At 59.7% G+C, this 15,870-nt stretch carries 16 protein-coding genes and 1 tRNA gene; 9 read left to right on the forward strand and 8 right to left on the reverse strand.

Going from position 1 to position 15,870, the window contains the following annotated elements:
* The first annotated feature begins 310 nt into the window (after positions 1-310).
* Positions 311-1,702 carry a GABA permease gene (gabP, locus tag Q7C20_RS09000; protein ID WP_375066821.1) on the forward strand — a complete coding sequence of 464 codons (1,392 nt, stop codon included), beginning with the start codon at positions 311-313 and terminating at the stop codon, positions 1,700-1,702.
* Positions 1,703-1,818: 116 nt separating this feature from the next.
* Here gabP and Q7C20_RS09005 read toward each other — a convergent pair whose 3' ends face one another.
* Positions 1,819-2,232 carry a hypothetical protein gene (locus Q7C20_RS09005; protein ID WP_375066822.1) on the reverse strand — a complete coding sequence of 138 codons (414 nt, stop codon included), beginning with the start codon at positions 2,230-2,232 and terminating at the stop codon, positions 1,819-1,821.
* 235 nt (positions 2,233-2,467) lie between these two features.
* Here Q7C20_RS09005 and Q7C20_RS09010 point away from each other — a divergent pair, with 235 nt between their 5' ends.
* A complete protein-coding gene (locus Q7C20_RS09010) occupies positions 2,468-3,433 on the forward strand; it encodes an arsenic resistance protein (RefSeq protein ID WP_375066823.1) in 966 nt (321 codons plus the stop codon).
* A gap of 88 nt (positions 3,434-3,521) precedes the next feature.
* Entirely contained in the window at positions 3,522-5,129 is a 1,608-nt protein-coding gene (locus Q7C20_RS09015; protein WP_375066824.1) for an ArnT family glycosyltransferase, read from the forward strand.
* Between the two features lie 105 nt (positions 5,130-5,234).
* Here Q7C20_RS09015 and Q7C20_RS09020 read toward each other — a convergent pair whose 3' ends face one another.
* The 7 genes from Q7C20_RS09020 to Q7C20_RS09050 all read right to left on the reverse strand — a co-directional run bounded on the left by Q7C20_RS09020 (position 5,235) and on the right by Q7C20_RS09050 (position 10,517).
* Positions 5,235-5,555 (reverse strand): hypothetical protein, encoded by a 321-nt coding sequence (locus tag Q7C20_RS09020; protein WP_375066825.1) that lies wholly within the window; start codon positions 5,553-5,555, stop codon positions 5,235-5,237.
* Positions 5,556-5,646: 91 nt separating this feature from the next.
* Positions 5,647-5,946 carry a hypothetical protein gene (locus Q7C20_RS09025; RefSeq protein ID WP_348054868.1) on the reverse strand — a complete coding sequence of 100 codons (300 nt, stop codon included), beginning with the start codon at positions 5,944-5,946 and terminating at the stop codon, positions 5,647-5,649.
* 54 nt (positions 5,947-6,000) lie between these two features.
* Positions 6,001-6,462, reverse strand: a complete 462-nt coding sequence (locus Q7C20_RS09030) for a hypothetical protein (RefSeq protein WP_375066826.1) — start codon at positions 6,460-6,462, stop codon at positions 6,001-6,003.
* A 326-nt stretch (positions 6,463-6,788) separates the two neighbouring features.
* Positions 6,789-6,864: transfer RNA gene (locus Q7C20_RS09035), tRNA-Phe, on the reverse strand.
* Between the two features lie 103 nt (positions 6,865-6,967).
* The gene (locus tag Q7C20_RS09040; RefSeq protein ID WP_375066827.1) at positions 6,968-7,240 is read right to left on the reverse strand and encodes an oxidative damage protection protein; all 273 of its coding nucleotides are present in this window, start codon (positions 7,238-7,240) and stop codon (positions 6,968-6,970) included.
* Positions 7,237-8,304, reverse strand: coding sequence for an A/G-specific adenine glycosylase (mutY, locus tag Q7C20_RS09045; RefSeq protein ID WP_375066828.1), 1,068 nt, complete (start codon positions 8,302-8,304; stop codon positions 7,237-7,239). Before mutY ends, Q7C20_RS09040 begins: the two co-directional genes overlap by 4 nt.
* Positions 8,301-10,517 carry an AsmA family protein gene (locus Q7C20_RS09050; RefSeq protein ID WP_375066829.1) on the reverse strand — a complete coding sequence of 739 codons (2,217 nt, stop codon included), beginning with the start codon at positions 10,515-10,517 and terminating at the stop codon, positions 8,301-8,303. Before Q7C20_RS09050 ends, mutY begins: the two co-directional genes overlap by 4 nt.
* Positions 10,518-10,841: 324 nt before the next feature.
* On the opposite strand from Q7C20_RS09050, the gene Q7C20_RS09055 reads away from it, so the two are divergent.
* The 6 genes from Q7C20_RS09055 (at position 10,842) to hisF (ending at position 15,856) form a co-directional block, all read left to right on the forward strand.
* Positions 10,842-12,503 (forward strand): OFA family MFS transporter, encoded by a 1,662-nt coding sequence (locus Q7C20_RS09055; protein ID WP_375066830.1) that lies wholly within the window; start codon positions 10,842-10,844, stop codon positions 12,501-12,503.
* Between the two features lie 306 nt (positions 12,504-12,809).
* A complete protein-coding gene (hisB, locus tag Q7C20_RS09060) occupies positions 12,810-13,403 on the forward strand; it encodes an imidazoleglycerol-phosphate dehydratase HisB (RefSeq protein ID WP_375066831.1) in 594 nt (197 codons plus the stop codon).
* Positions 13,403-14,041 carry an imidazole glycerol phosphate synthase subunit HisH gene (hisH, locus tag Q7C20_RS09065; RefSeq protein WP_375066832.1) on the forward strand — a complete coding sequence of 213 codons (639 nt, stop codon included), beginning with the start codon at positions 13,403-13,405 and terminating at the stop codon, positions 14,039-14,041. The genes hisB and hisH overlap by 1 nt, the downstream gene beginning before the upstream one ends.
* Positions 14,042-14,299 carry a DUF2164 domain-containing protein gene (locus Q7C20_RS09070; protein ID WP_375066833.1) on the forward strand — a complete coding sequence of 86 codons (258 nt, stop codon included), beginning with the start codon at positions 14,042-14,044 and terminating at the stop codon, positions 14,297-14,299. It begins immediately after the preceding gene.
* Between the two features lie 39 nt (positions 14,300-14,338).
* Positions 14,339-15,076, forward strand: coding sequence for a 1-(5-phosphoribosyl)-5-[(5-phosphoribosylamino)methylideneamino]imidazole-4-carboxamide isomerase (gene hisA / locus Q7C20_RS09075; RefSeq protein WP_029295899.1), 738 nt, complete (start codon positions 14,339-14,341; stop codon positions 15,074-15,076).
* A 9-nt stretch (positions 15,077-15,085) separates the two neighbouring features.
* Complete coding sequence (gene hisF, locus Q7C20_RS09080) at positions 15,086-15,856, forward strand: imidazole glycerol phosphate synthase subunit HisF (RefSeq protein WP_017138643.1); 771 nt, start codon at positions 15,086-15,088, stop codon at positions 15,854-15,856.
* The last annotated feature ends 14 nt before the right edge of the window (positions 15,857-15,870 follow it).

Below are 15,870 nucleotides of genomic sequence, written 5' to 3' on the forward strand. Positions count from 1 at the left end.
TTGGAAGGGTTAACCGGGCAAACGGCGCATATCAGCCCTTTAATGGGGCGTCACGTACTTTTTGTGTGTGTTTATGGTGCGTTTATTCGTCTTGAAAGTGAGTCAGTCGGTAACGCAATAGCGGAATGCCATTGTTCTCAATGACTTGCAACGACTAATGAATTGTCCTATAGCCCGCGTCAATCGTGGTTTTGTAACATTTTGGCGCAAATCTTGCGTAAAAAATAAAGAACGCCCCGTTGGTTTCTTTTCACGAGAAAGATCGCAGGCCGGGCGGACCGTTTTCGCAAATCCTCGTAAAGGTGTGTCAATGAGTAGTACGCAAAGCTCCAATGACCTCGAACAAGGGCTCAAACCGCGTCACGTCACCATGCTGTCGATTGCCGGCGTTATCGGTGCCGGTTTATTCGTCGGCTCCGGCCACGCGATTGCTGCCGCTGGCCCGGCCGTACTGCTGGCGTATGCCGCTGCGGGCACGCTGGTGGTGTTGGTGATGCGCATGCTCGCCGAAATGGCCGTGGCCTCGCCGGACACCGGTTCGTTCTCCACCTACGCCGACCGCGCAATTGGCCACTGGGCCGGTTTCACCATTGGCTGGCTGTACTGGTGGTTCTGGGTGCTGGTGATTCCGTTGGAAGCCAACGCCGCTGCGACCATCCTCCACGCCTGGTTCCCCGGCGTGGCGATTTGGGCGTTTACCCTGATCATCACGTTGCTGCTGACCGCGACCAACCTGTTCAGCGTGAAGAACTACGGTGAGTTCGAGTTCTGGTTTGCGCTGATCAAAGTGGTCGCCATCGTCGCGTTTGTGATCCTCGGCCTGGCCGCGATTTTCGGCTTCCTGCCGACCAGCCAAGTCAGTGGCGTATCGCACTTGTTCGACACCCAGGGCTTTATGCCAAATGGCATGGGCGCAGTCATGGCGGCGATCCTGACCACCATGTTCTCGTTCATGGGCACCGAGATCGTCACCATTGCGGCGGCTGAATCGAAGAACCCTGGCCAGCAAATCACCAAGGCCACCAACTCGGTGATCTGGCGGATTGGTTTGTTCTACCTGCTGTCGATCTTCATCGTCGTGTCCCTGGTGCCATGGAACGATCCTAACCTCGCAGCGGTAGGTTCCTACCAGACCGTGCTGGAGCGTATGGGCATCCCGAATGCCAAGCTGATCGTCGACCTGGTGGTGTTGGTTGCCGTGACCAGTTGCCTGAACTCGGCGCTGTACACCGCGTCGCGCATGCTGTTTTCGCTGGGCCGTCGCGGCGACGCACCGGCAGTGGCCAAGCGCACCAACAAAAGCGGCACGCCTTACTGGGCTGTGCTGTTGTCCACAGGCGCAGCGTTCCTGGCAGTATTCGCCAACTACGTGGCTCCGGCGGCGGTGTTCGAATTCCTGCTGGCCAGCTCCGGCGCCATCGCCTTGCTGGTGTACCTGGTAATCGCGGTGTCGCAACTGCGCATGCGCCAGAAGCGCACGGCTGCTGGCGAGAAGATCGTGTTCAAGATGTGGCTGTTTCCGGGCCTGACCTACGCGGTGATGGTGTTTATCGTCGGTACGTTGACCATCATGCTGTTCCAGGAAGCGCACCGGGTCGAGATCATCGCGACCGGGATTTTGAGTGTGCTGGTGGTGGCGGCGGGGCTTTATGTGTCGAGTCGTCGCAAGGCGCAGAAGACAGGCGCTGCGGTGTTGAATTGATGGCGTAAGTCAATGTGGGAGCCGGGCTTGCCCGCGATGGCGGTGTATCAGTCGACATATTCTTTGACTGATACACCGCCATCGCGGGCAAGCCCGGCTCCCACATTTGGTTGTGATCAGTCCTGGGAGTTGGCCAGCGCCTGCGACGCTGCCACGTAATCCGCCTGAAACTCCGGCGACTCAATCCACGCCAGCGCAGCCGCCTCATCATCGCTGTCCGTGGCCCACTGCCGATACTCAATCAGCGCAGTCAGGATAAAGTCGGTGGCTTCTTCCTCACCTTCCTGCTCCAGCACCACCGCCAGCAGCGGGTGCGCCAGGAAAGCCGAACACAATGCCTGCTGGCTGGTCTCGCCGGCGGTGCGCATTTCCACAAACAACTCGGTCAAATCCACTGACTCAAGGTCAATGCGGCTGTCATCACCGGCGAATGCATCCGGCTTGGTCGCGACGGCACGTTGAGTGCGGTTTTGCTTGGCCTTGGCCTTTGCCCGGTGGGCACGTTTTTGCTGCTTGTTCGGCGAGGCCATGGGCTCAACGTCCTTGGGGTATGAATCTGGGTGGGGTATTGAAGCGCAGGTTGGGGGAAATCCCAAGGGAATCTAGCTGCGATCCGTCACGCGGCGCCCCGGTATGTCGTGCACCAGCGCGCCTTGTTGCAGCCATGCCAATGCAATCAGCCACACTGCTCGCCCGAGTTTAGCGCTCGACTGTGCCCCGGTAGCTGCATAGGCTTGCACCCTTGCGGCCCAACAGAGCGTTTCCATGACCCGCGACACCCTCGAGCACAACCAGATCCCGATCTACTTCGTCGCCATCCTCCTGGCGGTTACGTTCGGCGTGCTCGCACCCTTGTCAGCCCAAGGCCTCGGCGTACTGGTCACGCCTGCCATTGCCGTGCTGATGTACGCAATGTTCCTGCAAATACCCTTTCTTGATCTGCGCGAAGGCCTGGGCAACAGGCGCTTTATTTACGCCTTGCTGCTGGCCAATTTTATTCTGGTGCCGTTGCTGGTCTGGGCATTGACCCGTGGCCTGGTGGAGCGCCCGGCGCTGCTGATGGGAGCGTTGTTGGTATTGCTGACGCCTTGCATCGACTATGTGGTGGTGTTCACCCATATCGGCAAAGGCGATTCGCGGCTGATGCTCGCTGCCACACCCATTCTGTTGCTGCTGCAACTGGTGCTGCTGCCGGTGTACTTGAGCGTCATGTTGGGCGCGCAATCGGAAGGGGTGGTGGCGGTGGGGCCGTTTGTCGAAGCGTTCCTGTTGTTGATTGTGCTGCCGATGGTGCTGGCGGTGCTGACTGCGTCCCTGGCGCGACGCTCAAGAGTTGCCTGCGCCTGGAGCAACGCCTGGGCCTGGCTGCCGGTACCGGCAATGGCGCTGGTTTTATTTGTAGTGATCGGCTCGCAGATCAACTCGGTGGTGCGAGATATCGGGTTGTTGTTGCCCGTGATCCCGGTCTACGCAGGCTTTTTGTTACTGGCGCCGCTGATGGGCGTGCTGGCGGCGCGGCTGTTCGCGTTGCCTGCTGCGACGGCGCGGGCAGTCACGTTCAGTGCGTCGACCCGCAATTCGTTGGTGGTACTGCCCCTGGCATTGGCGTTGCCTGAGGATGTGCGCGGGCTGGCCGCGACGGCGGTGATATTGCAAACCCTGGTGGAGTTGGTCGGCGAGCTGGTCTACATCCGGCTGATCCCGGCGCTGGTGTGGCGCGCCCGTCGATAAGCCCGAAAATCTTCGGGTTTGTTCAGGCATTATTCAGGCGGTGAGTCGGCACCATGGCGGCGGCGTACCCTACCTGGAAGGAATACTGATGGACCATCGCAGTCGTTTTCGCCTGGAGTCCCTGGGCATTTTCCTGATCGCTCTGCTGCTGTTTACCCTGGGTATCTGGGATCAGGTGCCCCAAGGGTTTGACGGCCGCTGGGCGCTGTTCATGCAGGAAATGTTTCGCCACGGTGCAAGCCTTTTCCCGACGACTTACGGTCAGCCGTACGCGGATTATCCCGGTACCGCGACCTTCTTCAGCTACGTATTTGCGCGATTGTTTGGTGCGCCGAACCACTTGGCGAACGTGCTGCCGACGGCGCTGGCGTCGGCAGGCGTCATTGCGCTGATCTATCGCTTGCTGGCGCCGTCCGGTCGGCCCTGGGCGCTGCTGACCGTTTTGCTGACGCTGCTCACCACTCAGCTGCTCGATAAATCGCGTTCGGTATGCCTGGATCAGATGGTCGCGCTGTTGTGCGTAGGCAGTTTTTACCTGCTGCACAGCGGTGAGCAATTGGGCTCGCGCGCCAGGCAACTGGCCGTGTTCCCGCTGTTTGTGCTGGCGTTCGCGATCCGCGGGCCGCTGGGGCTGATCGAGGTGTGTGGTGTGGTGTGCGTGTACTGGGCGCTGGGTCGGCCAGGGGCGCGGGTCAAACAGGTGCTGATTCACGGCATCGTCGGGTTGGTGTTGCTCGCCGTCTGCTGGTGGGTGCTGATGAAGCTGGCGCGGTTCAGCGGTGGCGACGCGTTTGCCGATGAAGTGTTCAGGATGCAGGTGGGCGGGCGGCTCGACGAGTCGGGCGAGCCGTTCTACTTCTACTTCAAATTGAGTCTGTACCGGTATTTCCCGGTGGTGCCCTTGGCGCTGCTGACCTTGATCGCGCTGCGTCATCGCTGGTCGGAGCGTTGGGTGAATGACGATGTGCAGTTGCTGGTTCGGCTCGCGGCTTGCGGCTTGATGATCTTGCTCGGGCTGTCGGTGCCACACTTCAAGCGCGCTTATTACATTCTGCCGATGGTGCCGATGTTTGCCGCTGTCGCCGCCTATGGGCTGCTGCAAGCGCAAAACTGGCTGGTGGGCGTGCGCCGCTGCTATGAATGGCTTGTCGCTGCGCTACCGGCGTTATGCGTGGTAGTGCTGTTTGTGTGTCGGCATGCCTGGCAGAAACACGGCTACTGGCCTGACGTGTCGCTGCCGCTACTGATTGGCGTGATGGTGGTCCTGCAAGTGGCGGCATTGATCGCCTGGCGCCGTGCGTTGCGCCTTGTATCGCTCAGCGTAATCGCCCTGGCCGCGCAGTGGTTGCTGCTGGTGGTAGTGATTGATCCGGCCAAAGACTTGCAATTCGATACCCGCACGTTTGTCAGCCAGGTGGAAGCACTGCGCGATGCGCAACCGGGGCCGTTGGTGTTTGTCGACCTGGGCCGCGACACCTGGGCGGTGCGCTACATGATGAACCTGGATCACGATGAGCAGCCGCTGTTTTTGAGTGGTAAAGAGCCTGAGCAATTGGCCGCGTTGCCTCGGCCATCCTGGGTGATCGTGGCGCGCAAGGAAGTTGAGTTGCTTAAAGGCACGCCGTTGGAGCAACAGGCGCCAGACTTTGAAGACCGGCTGAATGACAATCCGCTGATGGTGTTTTTGCTTCAGTAGGCGGGTGGCCTTGAGAGGTGTTGCCTTTCACGGTTTAAAATTTCAGTTAACAAAAAGCCTCCGATAAGGAGGCTTTTTATTAATGCGTGTGCGTGCAGCTGTGTATCAAGCCGCTTCGAGCATCGGGATCTGCATGCCGATTTTTGCCGAGGCAAAGTTGATATCGCCACTGGCAATGGATTGGGCCTTGAAGCCTTGGCCAATTAGATCCTTGATGTAGAGCGTGTTGTAAAGGAATGCAAAAACGATATTGCTCAGCCCCATCGTGATCATTGCAATAACGAACTGGATCAGGCCGTATTTCAGATCACCGCGAAACAGCGCCGGGAAACAGCCAAAGAAAAAGGTCGTCCACGAAAAGCCAACAGGGGCTTCTTTCATGGCGCCCGTATTTGGGTTTTTGAAAATAATCGATGTGTAAGCCATTTGTTTCTCCGTATGCCCAAATGAGTAAGCGATACGTTGGGCTACGTAACGCTGGGATATTGCCAAGCAAGGAAGGGTGGAGACGTATACGTCAGTCGGCGATTTCCCAGATCAAATTGTCTTCGTCGACCATGACATCCACGCTCAAGGTTTCGTGACCGTCCGGGCCATCGACCTCAACCAAACCGCGATATTTGTTTTTGCCCCTGCTGATCAAGGTCAGGTCTTTGATGGTGTTTTCGCCGGGAGACGTGTCCTTGTCCCACGTCTCCTGCATGCTTTCCTTCACCTCTTGGGCCAGCTCTTCATTGGCTGCATGAGCAGTGCCAAGGCAAAGCAGGGACGCGAGCAGTGTCAGTGCCACTTTGTGGCGAGTGCGTGTGCACTTCATCTCGTGCTCCTTGGAGGCGGCGATACCGGGCGCACACCTGCGCCCTGTGAAGTCTTAGGCCTGCTGGGTGTGACCGCGCAGAATATTTTGCTTTCTCTGTTCTTCCGGCAGGTCGTTGACGCAGTAGTTGATGTAGAAAATATTCAGGAAGAAGGTGTAGAACGCGTTCATCCGCAGATCGATTTTATGTTCGCTGAGGGCGTATTCAGACAGTGCGCTTTTAGCCTTGAAGGCCCACACGATGTACATGACGTTGGAGGCGATGAGCAGAATCATCGCAATGGTATTTTGCAACACGTTATCCGTCCCGGAGAGCGCGCCACCCAGGCCAAGACACACCGCGAGCCAGATGATGTAGGTGTTGTCTACCACCTGTTTTTTTGTGGTTTCGCTGAGGATCAGGTTGCTTCTGTACACCCAGAGAAAGAGGTACAGGCCCGCCGTGGCGGCTGCCAGCAACACCATGTTGAGGGTCTTGGTGTCGATTTTGTCTTTTAATTCGTTGATGGTGGACATAACTCTTCCGTGTGTATGGCGTCGACAGGCTTCAGGGTTGGTTCGCGAAGGGCTGCAGCTTTTTGAAGGGGGAAGCACGGGGAGGTATAAGTCCGTCGTTTTGCCTTCGCGAATGGATATGCAATGGCTGACGGTTACAGGAGGGGATGCATCCGCATCGTGTGACTCGCCGGCCTTGGCATATTTTGAATCATATCACGATGCCATCACTGGGCGGCATAGGCGGTGGTATTCAACGAGCAACAAATCGCAGGCAACAAAAAACCCGCACTAGGCGGGTTTTTTGTGTGTTTCAGATGATGCTTGCACCACCTGAAACTAATGAGTGGTGCCCAGAGACGGAATCGAACCGCCGACACGGGGATTTTCAATCCCCTGCTCTACCGACTGAGCTATCTGGGCAACGGGGCGCATTAAACTGGTTTTTCAGGGGGTCGTCAAGCAAGTTTTCAAAAAATATTTAATTATTACCGTCGCTTACGTGCCGACCCCGGTTTTTGATCACTTATTGAGCAGGTGGCACGTAACCGTCAGCTTTGTCGTAATCCTCGCCGGAAAAGAACTTGTCCATCTCGCCCGCCAGGTATTTGCGATCTTCGGCGTTCATCATGTTCAGGCGTTTTTCGTTGATCAGCAGGGTCTGGTGTTTCATCCAGGCATCCCAGGCATCGGCCGAGACGTGATCAAACACATCCTGACCTTTGGCGCCCGGGTACGGAGGGCGTTCCAGGCCCGGTAATTTTTTTTTGTACTTGCGGCACATGATGGTGCGGGTCATGACAACTCTCCTGCGTTCAATACGTCGGCCGCGCGCTTCAGCAGCTTCTTGACCGGGGCAGCAAGGCCCAGGCGCGGCGGGGTGGCGAGGTTATACCAGAGCCAGTCGGCCTCGGCCACGTGATGGGCGGATTCCTCGACCTGCACCAGCCACGGCTCGATGGCCAGCTGGAAGTGGCTGAAAGTGTGAATCAGCCCCGGCAGTTCGTGGTGCTTGCCCAGTTCGAGCGCGTGCTGGTGGGCGAGGTGTTCGAGGTCTTGCAGGTCGTCCAGCTCCGGCAAGCTCCACAGGCCGCCCCACAGGCCCGTTGAGGGGCGCCGATAAAGCAGAATCGCGCCTTCGGCATTTGCCAGCATCGGCATCAGCGTGCGCTTTTGCGGAATGGTCTTGCGCGGCTTGGGGATCGGGTAGCGCGTCTCCAGGCCGAGCATGTGCGCTTCGCAGCCTTTTTCCAGCGGGCAGAGCAGGCAGCTGGGCTTGCTGCGTGTACAGAGTGTGGCGCCCATGTCCATCATCGCCTGGGTGTAGGCGTTGACGCGGGTCTGCGGCGTGAAGCGCTCTGCGGTGGCCCACAGCTGCTTGGCCACCTTTGGCTCGCCCGGGTAGCCCTCTTGCGCGGTAAAGCGCGCCAGCACGCGCTTGACGTTGCCGTCGAGAATCGGCGCGCGCAGGCCCATGCTCAGGCTGGCGATCGCACCGGCGGTGGATAGGCCGATGCCCGGCAGCTCAGTGAGCTTTTCCACATCCTTGGGAAACTCGCCGCCGTAGTCGGCGACCACAATTTTTGCGGTCTTCTGCAGGTTGCGCGCGCGGGTGTAGTAACCCAGGCCGGTCCACAGGTGCAGCACTTCATCTTCCGGCGCGGCGGCCAGGGCTTCGACCGTCGGCAGGGAAGCCATGAAACGGTCGAAATAGTTCAGCACGGTGCTGACCTGGGTTTGCTGCAGCATGATCTCCGAGACCCACACCCGGTAAGGCGTGATGCCCTGTTGCCAGGGCAGGTCATGGCGACCGTGGCGGTCGTACCAGTCCAGCACCGCCTGCGAAAACTGCTCGTCTCTCATCGTTTGAACAGGCCTTTCAAAGCATCTTTGAGCTGTGGGTTGACCTTGTCGAGCTTCTCTTCCAGCTTCTCGCTGAACTTGTTGCCGGCCGCTTTGACGGCCACTTGGGTCAAGCCGTCCTTGTCCAGGCGGCAGGCCTTGGCGCCCAGTTCCAGCGGGCCACGGCAACGCAGCGGCACTTCGATGCCCTGGAAGTTGGCGCCGACCTGGCAGGCCGGGTCCGACACGTCGCGCTGGTCACCTTCGACGATGATGCCCACGCGGTAGTCCATGCCCAGCACGCGCAGGTCGATGTCACCGTCGCCGTTCACCGTCAGGCCCGGGATCCGCACTTTCAGGTCCGGGTTGCTCGCCACGCCGTTACGGAAGGTCAGGTTGCCGCGCAGTTCCTGGAACGGCGTGTCCTTGCCCTGTGGCGTACTGCTCAGGGTTTTGCGGTTGAGCAACGCGATGCCGGTGCACAGTTGCTGTTCAAGGTTGGCATTGAGCAGCACGCCGTTGTTGATCACAACGTTGGCCGTGCCGTTGAGGCTGTCGATCAGCGCTTTTTGGCTGTTGCCACGGCCGCTGAGGTTACTGTCCAGGGTGATCTGGCCTTTCACCGGCGGGTTTTGCCCCTGGGCTTGCAGGATGCGTTCAACCGGCACTTGCTTGATGTGGGTTTGCAGCGCCAGCAGCGGAATATCCTGGCGCACATCAAGGGTGCCGTTGGCCTGGAAGGTGCCGTTGTAGAGGCCGCCGCTCAGGGTGTCGAGCTTGAGCTGGCCGTCGATGCCGGAGGCTTTGAGTGCCGCGTTCTGGATCGGCAATTTGCTCAGGGTCAGTTGACCGAACGCCAGGTCAGCATCCACATCGAGCGTGCGCAGGCGTGTCAACGGCAGCAGTTTGTCGCTGCTCCACGCGGCTTTGGTCGGCGCATCCGGCAGCGGTGTGGTGCCACCGGCGGCCATGGCGCCCATCTCGCTGTTCTGCACTTCGACCTGACGCGCAGCGGCTGCGCCTTTGGCGGACTCGGACTTGGCTGGCAGGTAGTTGTCGGCGTTGAACGTGTCGGCCTTGAGCTGCACGCGCAGGGATTGCCTGGCGAAATCATCCACGGCGACGCGACCGGTGAAGGTGCTGCCGTCGAGCTTCAGGTTGAGGTCTTCCAGGGCTGCACTGGTCGAGGTGCCCTTAAGGCGGCTGACCAGTTCGACTTTGCTCAGGCTGCCTGCGGCCATTGGTGGCAGCGGGTGGCCGACGCTGTCGAGGAACTTGGCCAGGTCAAACTGAGCGATGGACAAGGCGCCGCTCAGTTGCGGGGCTTTGCTCAGGTCGCTGACCTTCACTTCGCCCAAGGCGCGCAGTTGGTTGGCAGACAGCTTGATGTTGGTCCATTCGGCGATGTTCGCCGCCAGGTCCACCAGCAATTGGCCCTGGGTGGAGAAGGTGACGGTCTTGCCTTGCAGTGGCTCGCCCGTGGCTTCGCCGCTGAGCTTCATGTCTTCGAACTGGTAGCGCTTGAGCGCACGCTGAATGCGCAAGTTGCCGTTAAGCTCGGTCTTGACGCGCATCAGCGGCTGGTTGCTGCCCAGGAATGCGGTGAGTTTCAGCGGAATGCTCGCCCCTTCATGGACCGCGCCGGCGCTCAACTGGATGCTTTCGGCGCTGTATTGCTTGCCGGTCAGCTCATCGTTGTATTCAACGCGGGCGTTGTTGATGGTCAGGCTGTCGATGTCCAGGCGAATCGGCTTAGGCGGTTTTTCCGGCTCGGGTTCGGCAGGCGGTTGCACGGTTCCGGGAACAGGCGCGTTGGCTGTCGTTTCGGTCACGTTCTTGCCGATGTCTTCCCAGTTGCCGTGGCCCTGCTTGTCGCGGTTTAGGCGCAGGTTCAGGCCTTCCACGCGAACATCGCTCATCTGCACTTCGCGGCGCAGCAGTGGCAGCACGCGCACCGACAGGCCAATCATCTGCAGGTCGGCGAACGGTTGGGTCGGGTTGGTCATGGTCGCCACGCTGGCTTCATGCAACTCAAGGCCCAGCCAGGGGAACAGGCTCCAGCCGATATCGCCATTGAGCGTCAGCTCGATGTGGGCCTTGTCGCGGGCAATCTGGCGAATCTCGTCTTTGTAATCGTTGGGATCGAAGAGGTGGGTCAGGGCAAAGCCCAGGGCCACAATGATCAGCAACAGCCCGAGAAGTACCAGACCCAGGATTTTGCCGAACGCTTTCATGGGCGAGTCCTTGTATGTCGATTTCAAAAATTAGCCGCAGAGTATAACGCCAGGTGGCCTGCGTCGGTTCTTCCATCGTTACATTGTATCCAGCGCCGGCAAAACGGGAATTTGACGTCAAAAAAATCAGGCGACATGAAAAAGGTGATGTCAGTTTGGTTTTTCTGTCACTCACAGGTGCTAATCTGCGCAGGTTCGTCTGTCGTCTGCGACACAACGTCGCGTTAAATGGAGCTTTACTCAACAACAACGGCCACGCTCTGCGTGCAAGGCCGAGGGAGAGAGCGCATGACGGGCACATACTAATAACTGGGGTAAACACTAATGAGCACTAGCACTGTGGCAGGTTCCACTGCCGCACAGCCTGCGTTCCTGTCCAAGGAGCGCATTATCGCCAAGCCCGGGTTCAACCGCTGGCTGGTTCCACCGGCCGCCCTGGCCATTCACTTGTGCATCGGCATGGCCTACGGTTTCTCCGTGTTCTGGCTGCCACTCTCCAAAGCATTGGGTATCACCGCACCGGTCGCCTGCGCGCCGGACATGAGCTTCATCACCCAAGTCTTTTCGTCCCAGTGCGACTGGCCCATCTCCATGCTGGGCTGGATCTACACCCTGTTCTTCATCTTCCTGGGCTGCTCGGCAGCTATCTGGGGCGGCTGGCTGGAACATGCCGGGCCGCGCAAGGCTGGCGTTGTATCGGCGCTGTGCTGGTGTGGCGGCCTGTTGATCTCGTCGTTGGGTGTGTACACCCACCAAATCTGGCTGATGTGGATCGGCTCCGGCGTGATCGGCGGTATCGGCCTGGGCCTGGGCTATATCTCGCCGGTGTCGACGCTGATCAAGTGGTTCCCGGACAAGCGCGGCATGGCCACTGGCATGGCGATCATGGGCTTTGGCGGCGGCGCGATGGTAGGTGCTCCACTGGCTGCAGCCTTGATGGGCCACTTTGCTTCGCCGACCAGCGTGGGCGTGTGGCAGAGCTTCGCGGTCATGGCCGTGATCTACTTCGTGTTCATGATCGGCGGCGCACTCTCGTACCGCGTTCCGCCGACCGGCTGGAAGCCTGAGGGCTGGACCGCACCGGCGAAAAAAGCCAGCAACGCGATGATCACTCACCGTCACGTGCACGTGAACGTGGCCTGGAAAACCCCGCAATTCCGCCTGGTATGGCTGGTGTTGTGCCTGAACGTTTCCGCCGGTATCGGCATCCTCGGCATGGCTTCGCCGCTGTTGCAGGAAGTATTCGGTGGCAAGTTGCTGGGAGTTGATGTGCCGTTCGGTCAGCTTGATGCCGGGCAACTGGCTTCAATTGCGGCCATCGCGGCGGGCTTCACCGGGTTGTTGAGCTTGTTCAACATTGGTGGCCGCTTCTTCTGGGCGTCGTTCTCCGACTACCTGGGCCGCAAAAATACCTACTTCGTGTTCTTCGCCCTGGGCTTTGCCCTGTACGCGCTGATCCCGAACCTGGGTCACCTGGGCAACGTGGCGCTGTTTGTGGCGGCGTTCTGCATCATCCTGTCGATGTACGGCGGTGGTTTTGCGACGGTTCCGGCTTACCTGGCCGACCTGTTCGGTACGCAGATGGTCGGCGCGATCCACGGTCGCCTGTTGACCGCCTGGGCCGCAGCCGGCGTGCTCGGCCCGGTGTTGGTGAACTACCTGCGTGAGTATCAGCTGAGCATCGGCGTTGAACGCGCTGCGGCCTACGACATCACCTTGTACATTCTCTCTGGCCTGCTGGTGCTGGGTTTCATCTGCAACCTGCTGGTGCGCCCGGTGGCCGACAAGTACTTCATGACCGACGCCGAACTGGCGGCTGAACAAGCGCTGGGCCATGACAAGGGCGCTGACGCTTCCACCTCGCTTGAGTGGAAAGCGGCATCCGGCACTGTGCCAATGGCGATCGCTGCCTGGCTGGTGGTGGGTATTCCGTTGGCGTGGGGTGTGTGGGTGACCCTGCAGAAAACGGCTGTCCTGTTCCACTGATGCAATGTCTGTAGGGACCGGCTTTTTGTGGCGAGCGGGCTTGCCCCGCGTCGGGTCGCGAAGCGACCCCAATGAGCCCGGCGCGTTTTTTCAGTCAAAACGCGTAGGTAAGTTTTGGGGCTGCTTCGCAGCCCAACGCGGGGCAAGCCCGCTCGCCACATAAGCGGGTACCCACATGTACACACATGTCTATCCCCGACATTCCTCTCTTCAACTCGTCAGTCTTATCCCCTCCGATGTTTCTGTTTAGCGCCCGCGCCCCTATAATGGCTGCCTTTTTCGCCCAATGATTTTGCGGAGCTGGTGATGGCCGAACGTAAGGTATCCGTCGAGCGCGACACTCTGGAAACCCAGATTAAAGTCTCGATCAACCTGGATGGCACCGGAAAGGCCCGATTTGATATCGGCGTACCTTTTCTTGAGCACATGCTGGACCAGATCGCCCGCCACGGGCTGATCGACCTGGATATCGTCAGCAAGGGCGACCTGCATATCGACGACCACCACACGGTGGAAGACGTAGGCATCACCCTCGGCCAGGCATTTGCCAAGGCCATCGGCGACAAAAAAGGCATCCGTCGCTACGGCCACGCCTATGTCCCGCTGGACGAAGCGCTGTCGCGCGTAGTCATCGACTTCTCCGGCCGCCCAGGCCTGCAGATGCACGTGCCCTACACCCGCGCCACCGTGGGCGGCTTTGACGTCGACCTGTTCCAGGAATTCTTCCAGGGTTTCGTCAACCACGCACTCGTCAGCCTGCACATCGACAACCTGCGCGGCACCAACACCCACCACCAGATCGAAACCGTGTTCAAGGCTTTCGGCCGCGCGCTGCGCATGGCCGTGGAGCTGGATGAGCGCATGGCCGGGCAAATGCCGTCGACCAAGGGCGTTCTGTAATGCAGACGGTCGCGGTTATCGATTACGGCATGGGTAACCTGCACTCGGTGGCCAAGGCCCTCGAGCACGTAGGTGCCGGCAAGGTGCTGATCACCAGCGATGCCAACGTGATTCGCGAAGCCGACCGGGTGGTGTTTCCGGGCGTCGGCGCGATTCGCGATTGCATGGCCGAGATCCGCCGCCTGGGCTTTGACAGCCTGGTGCGCGAAGTCAGCCAGGACCGCCCGTTTCTCGGCATCTGCGTGGGCATGCAAGCCTTGCTCGACAGCAGTGAAGAGAACGAGGGCGTGGACTGCATCGGCCTGTTTCCGGGCCAGGTGAAGTTCTTCGGCAAAGACCTGCACGAAGACGGCGAACACCTGAAAGTCCCGCACATGGGCTGGAACGAAGTGCGCCAAACCGTGGATCACCCGCTGTGGCACGACGTGCCGGACATGGCGCGTTTCTACTTTGTGCACAGCTACTACATCGCCGCCGGCAAGCCGGGCCAGGTGGTGGGCGGCGGGCATTACGGTGTCGATTTCGCCGCAGCGCTGGCCGAAGGTTCGCGCTTTGCCGTGCAGTTCCACCCGGAGAAGAGCCATACCCACGGCCTGCAATTGTTGCAGAACTTCGCCGCGTGGGATGGTCGCTGGTAAGTGGCCAGGAAGCCGAAGGTGCCGGTCTTGAGCCTCACGCCTGAACAGGAGAGTGAAGCTACCCTCAAGATCCAGCGCTTCATGGAGGACCGTTTCGAACTCAAGCTGGGTTCGTTCGAAGTCGCCGAGATTCTTGAGCTGTTTACCACCGAAGTTGCGCCGCACTATTACAACAAGGCGATTTTCGACACGCAGACGCTCCTTAAAGAAAGGTTCGAAAGCATCGAAAGCGACTTGTGGTCGCTTGAGAAACCCTGATTTCCCAAGCATTGCTGACTATCGAATAAGGTTTGCCAGATGCTGATTATCCCCGCTATCGATCTTAAGGACGGCGCTTGTGTACGCCTGCGCCAAGGCCGCATGGAAGATTCCACCGTGTTCTCCGATGACCCGGTGAGCATGGCTGCCAAATGGGTAGAAGGGGGCTGCCGTCGTCTGCATCTGGTGGACTTGAACGGCGCCTTCGAAGGCCAGCCAGTTAACGGTGAAGTGGTCACCGCAATCGCCAAGCGCTACCCGAACCTGCCGATTCAGATCGGCGGCGGTATTCGCTCCCTGGAGACCATCGAGCATTACGTCAAGGCTGGCGTGAGCTACGTGATCATCGGCACCAAGGCCGTGAAAGACCCGGCGTTCGTTGCTGAAGCCTGCCGCGCGTTCCCGGGCAAAGTCATCGTCGGCCTGGACGCCAAAGACGGCTTCGTCGCCACCGACGGCTGGGCTGAAATCAGCACCATCCAGGTGATCGACCTGGCCAAACAATTCGAGGCCGACGGCGTGTCCGCCATCGTTTATACCGACATCGCCAAAGACGGCATGATGCAGGGCTGCAACGTGCCGTTCACCGCAGCACTGGCGGCAGCGACGAAGATTCCGGTGATCGCTTCCGGCGGCATTCACAACCTGGGCGACATCAAGTCGCTGCTGGACGCCAAGGCCCCCGGTATCATCGGCGCCATCACTGGCCGTGCAATTTACGAAGGTACTCTGGACGTCGCGGAAGCCCAGGCTTACTGCGATGCCTACAACGGCTGAGGACTGACCATGGCGCTGGCCAAACGCATCATCCCTTGCCTGGACGTCGACAACGGTCGCGTGGTCAAGGGCGTCAAGTTCGAGAACATCCGCGACGCCGGCGACCCGGTGGAAATCGCCCGTCGCTACGATGAGCAAGGTGCCGACGAGATTACCTTTCTCGACATCACCGCCAGCGTCGACGGCCGCGACACCACGCTGCATACCGTGGAGCGCATGGCCAGCCAGGTGTTTATCCCGCTGACCGTGGGCGGTGGCGTACGCACCGTGCAAGACATCCGCAACCTGCTCAACGCCGGCGCGGACAAGGTCTCGATCAACACCGCTGCCGTGTTCAACCCCGAGTTCGTCGGTGAAGCCGCGCAGCACTTTGGCTCGCAATGCATCGTGGTCGCCATCGACGCGAAAAAAGTCTCCGGCCCGGGCGAAACCCCGCGCTGGGAGATCTTCACCCATGGCGGTCGCAAGCCGACCGGCCTGGACGCGGTGGAGTGGGCGATGAAGATGGAAGCGCTGGGCGCCGGTGAAATCCTGCTGACCAGCATGGACCAGGACGGCATGAAAAACGGCTTTGACCTGGGTGTGACGCGGGCCATCAGCGATGCACTGGGTATTCCGGTGATCGCCTCCGGCGGCGTTGGCAACCTGCAGCACTTGGCCGACGGCGTGATCGAAGGCCACGCCAGCGCAGTGCTGGCGGCGAGTATTTTCCACTTCGGCGAATACACCGTCCCAGAGGCCAAGGCCTACATGGCGGCGCGCGGTATTGTCGTTCGCTAAACGCTGCTGGACAC

Source organism: Pseudomonas sp. AMR01, from assembly GCF_041946035.1.
In the GTDB taxonomy this organism is placed as follows: domain Bacteria; phylum Pseudomonadota; class Gammaproteobacteria; order Pseudomonadales; family Pseudomonadaceae; genus Aquipseudomonas; species Aquipseudomonas antarctica_B.

Bases quoted from the DNA above. Each gene is read 5' to 3' on its own strand.
- gabP (WP_375066821.1), top strand. From the start codon at position 311: ATGAGTAGTACGCAAAGCTCCAATGACCTCGAACAAGGGCTCAAACCG.
- Q7C20_RS09005 (WP_375066822.1), bottom strand. From the start codon at position 2,232: ATGGCCTCGCCGAACAAGCAGCAAAAACGTGCCCACCGGGCAAAGGCC.
- Q7C20_RS09010 (WP_375066823.1), top strand. From the start codon at position 2,468: ATGACCCGCGACACCCTCGAGCACAACCAGATCCCGATCTACTTCGTC.
- Q7C20_RS09015 (WP_375066824.1), top strand. From the start codon at position 3,522: ATGGACCATCGCAGTCGTTTTCGCCTGGAGTCCCTGGGCATTTTCCTG.
- Q7C20_RS09020 (WP_375066825.1), bottom strand. From the start codon at position 5,555: ATGGCTTACACATCGATTATTTTCAAAAACCCAAATACGGGCGCCATG.
- Q7C20_RS09025 (WP_348054868.1), bottom strand. From the start codon at position 5,946: ATGAAGTGCACACGCACTCGCCACAAAGTGGCACTGACACTGCTCGCG.
- Q7C20_RS09030 (WP_375066826.1), bottom strand. From the start codon at position 6,462: ATGTCCACCATCAACGAATTAAAAGACAAAATCGACACCAAGACCCTC.
- Q7C20_RS09040 (WP_375066827.1), bottom strand. From the start codon at position 7,240: ATGACCCGCACCATCATGTGCCGCAAGTACAAAAAAAAATTACCGGGC.
- mutY (WP_375066828.1), bottom strand. From the start codon at position 8,304: ATGAGAGACGAGCAGTTTTCGCAGGCGGTGCTGGACTGGTACGACCGC.
- Q7C20_RS09050 (WP_375066829.1), bottom strand. From the start codon at position 10,517: ATGAAAGCGTTCGGCAAAATCCTGGGTCTGGTACTTCTCGGGCTGTTG.
- Q7C20_RS09055 (WP_375066830.1), top strand. From the start codon at position 10,842: ATGAGCACTAGCACTGTGGCAGGTTCCACTGCCGCACAGCCTGCGTTC.
- hisB (WP_375066831.1), top strand. From the start codon at position 12,810: ATGGCCGAACGTAAGGTATCCGTCGAGCGCGACACTCTGGAAACCCAG.
- hisH (WP_375066832.1), top strand. From the start codon at position 13,403: ATGCAGACGGTCGCGGTTATCGATTACGGCATGGGTAACCTGCACTCG.
- hisA (WP_029295899.1), top strand. From the start codon at position 14,339: ATGCTGATTATCCCCGCTATCGATCTTAAGGACGGCGCTTGTGTACGC.
- hisF (WP_017138643.1), top strand. From the start codon at position 15,086: ATGGCGCTGGCCAAACGCATCATCCCTTGCCTGGACGTCGACAACGGT.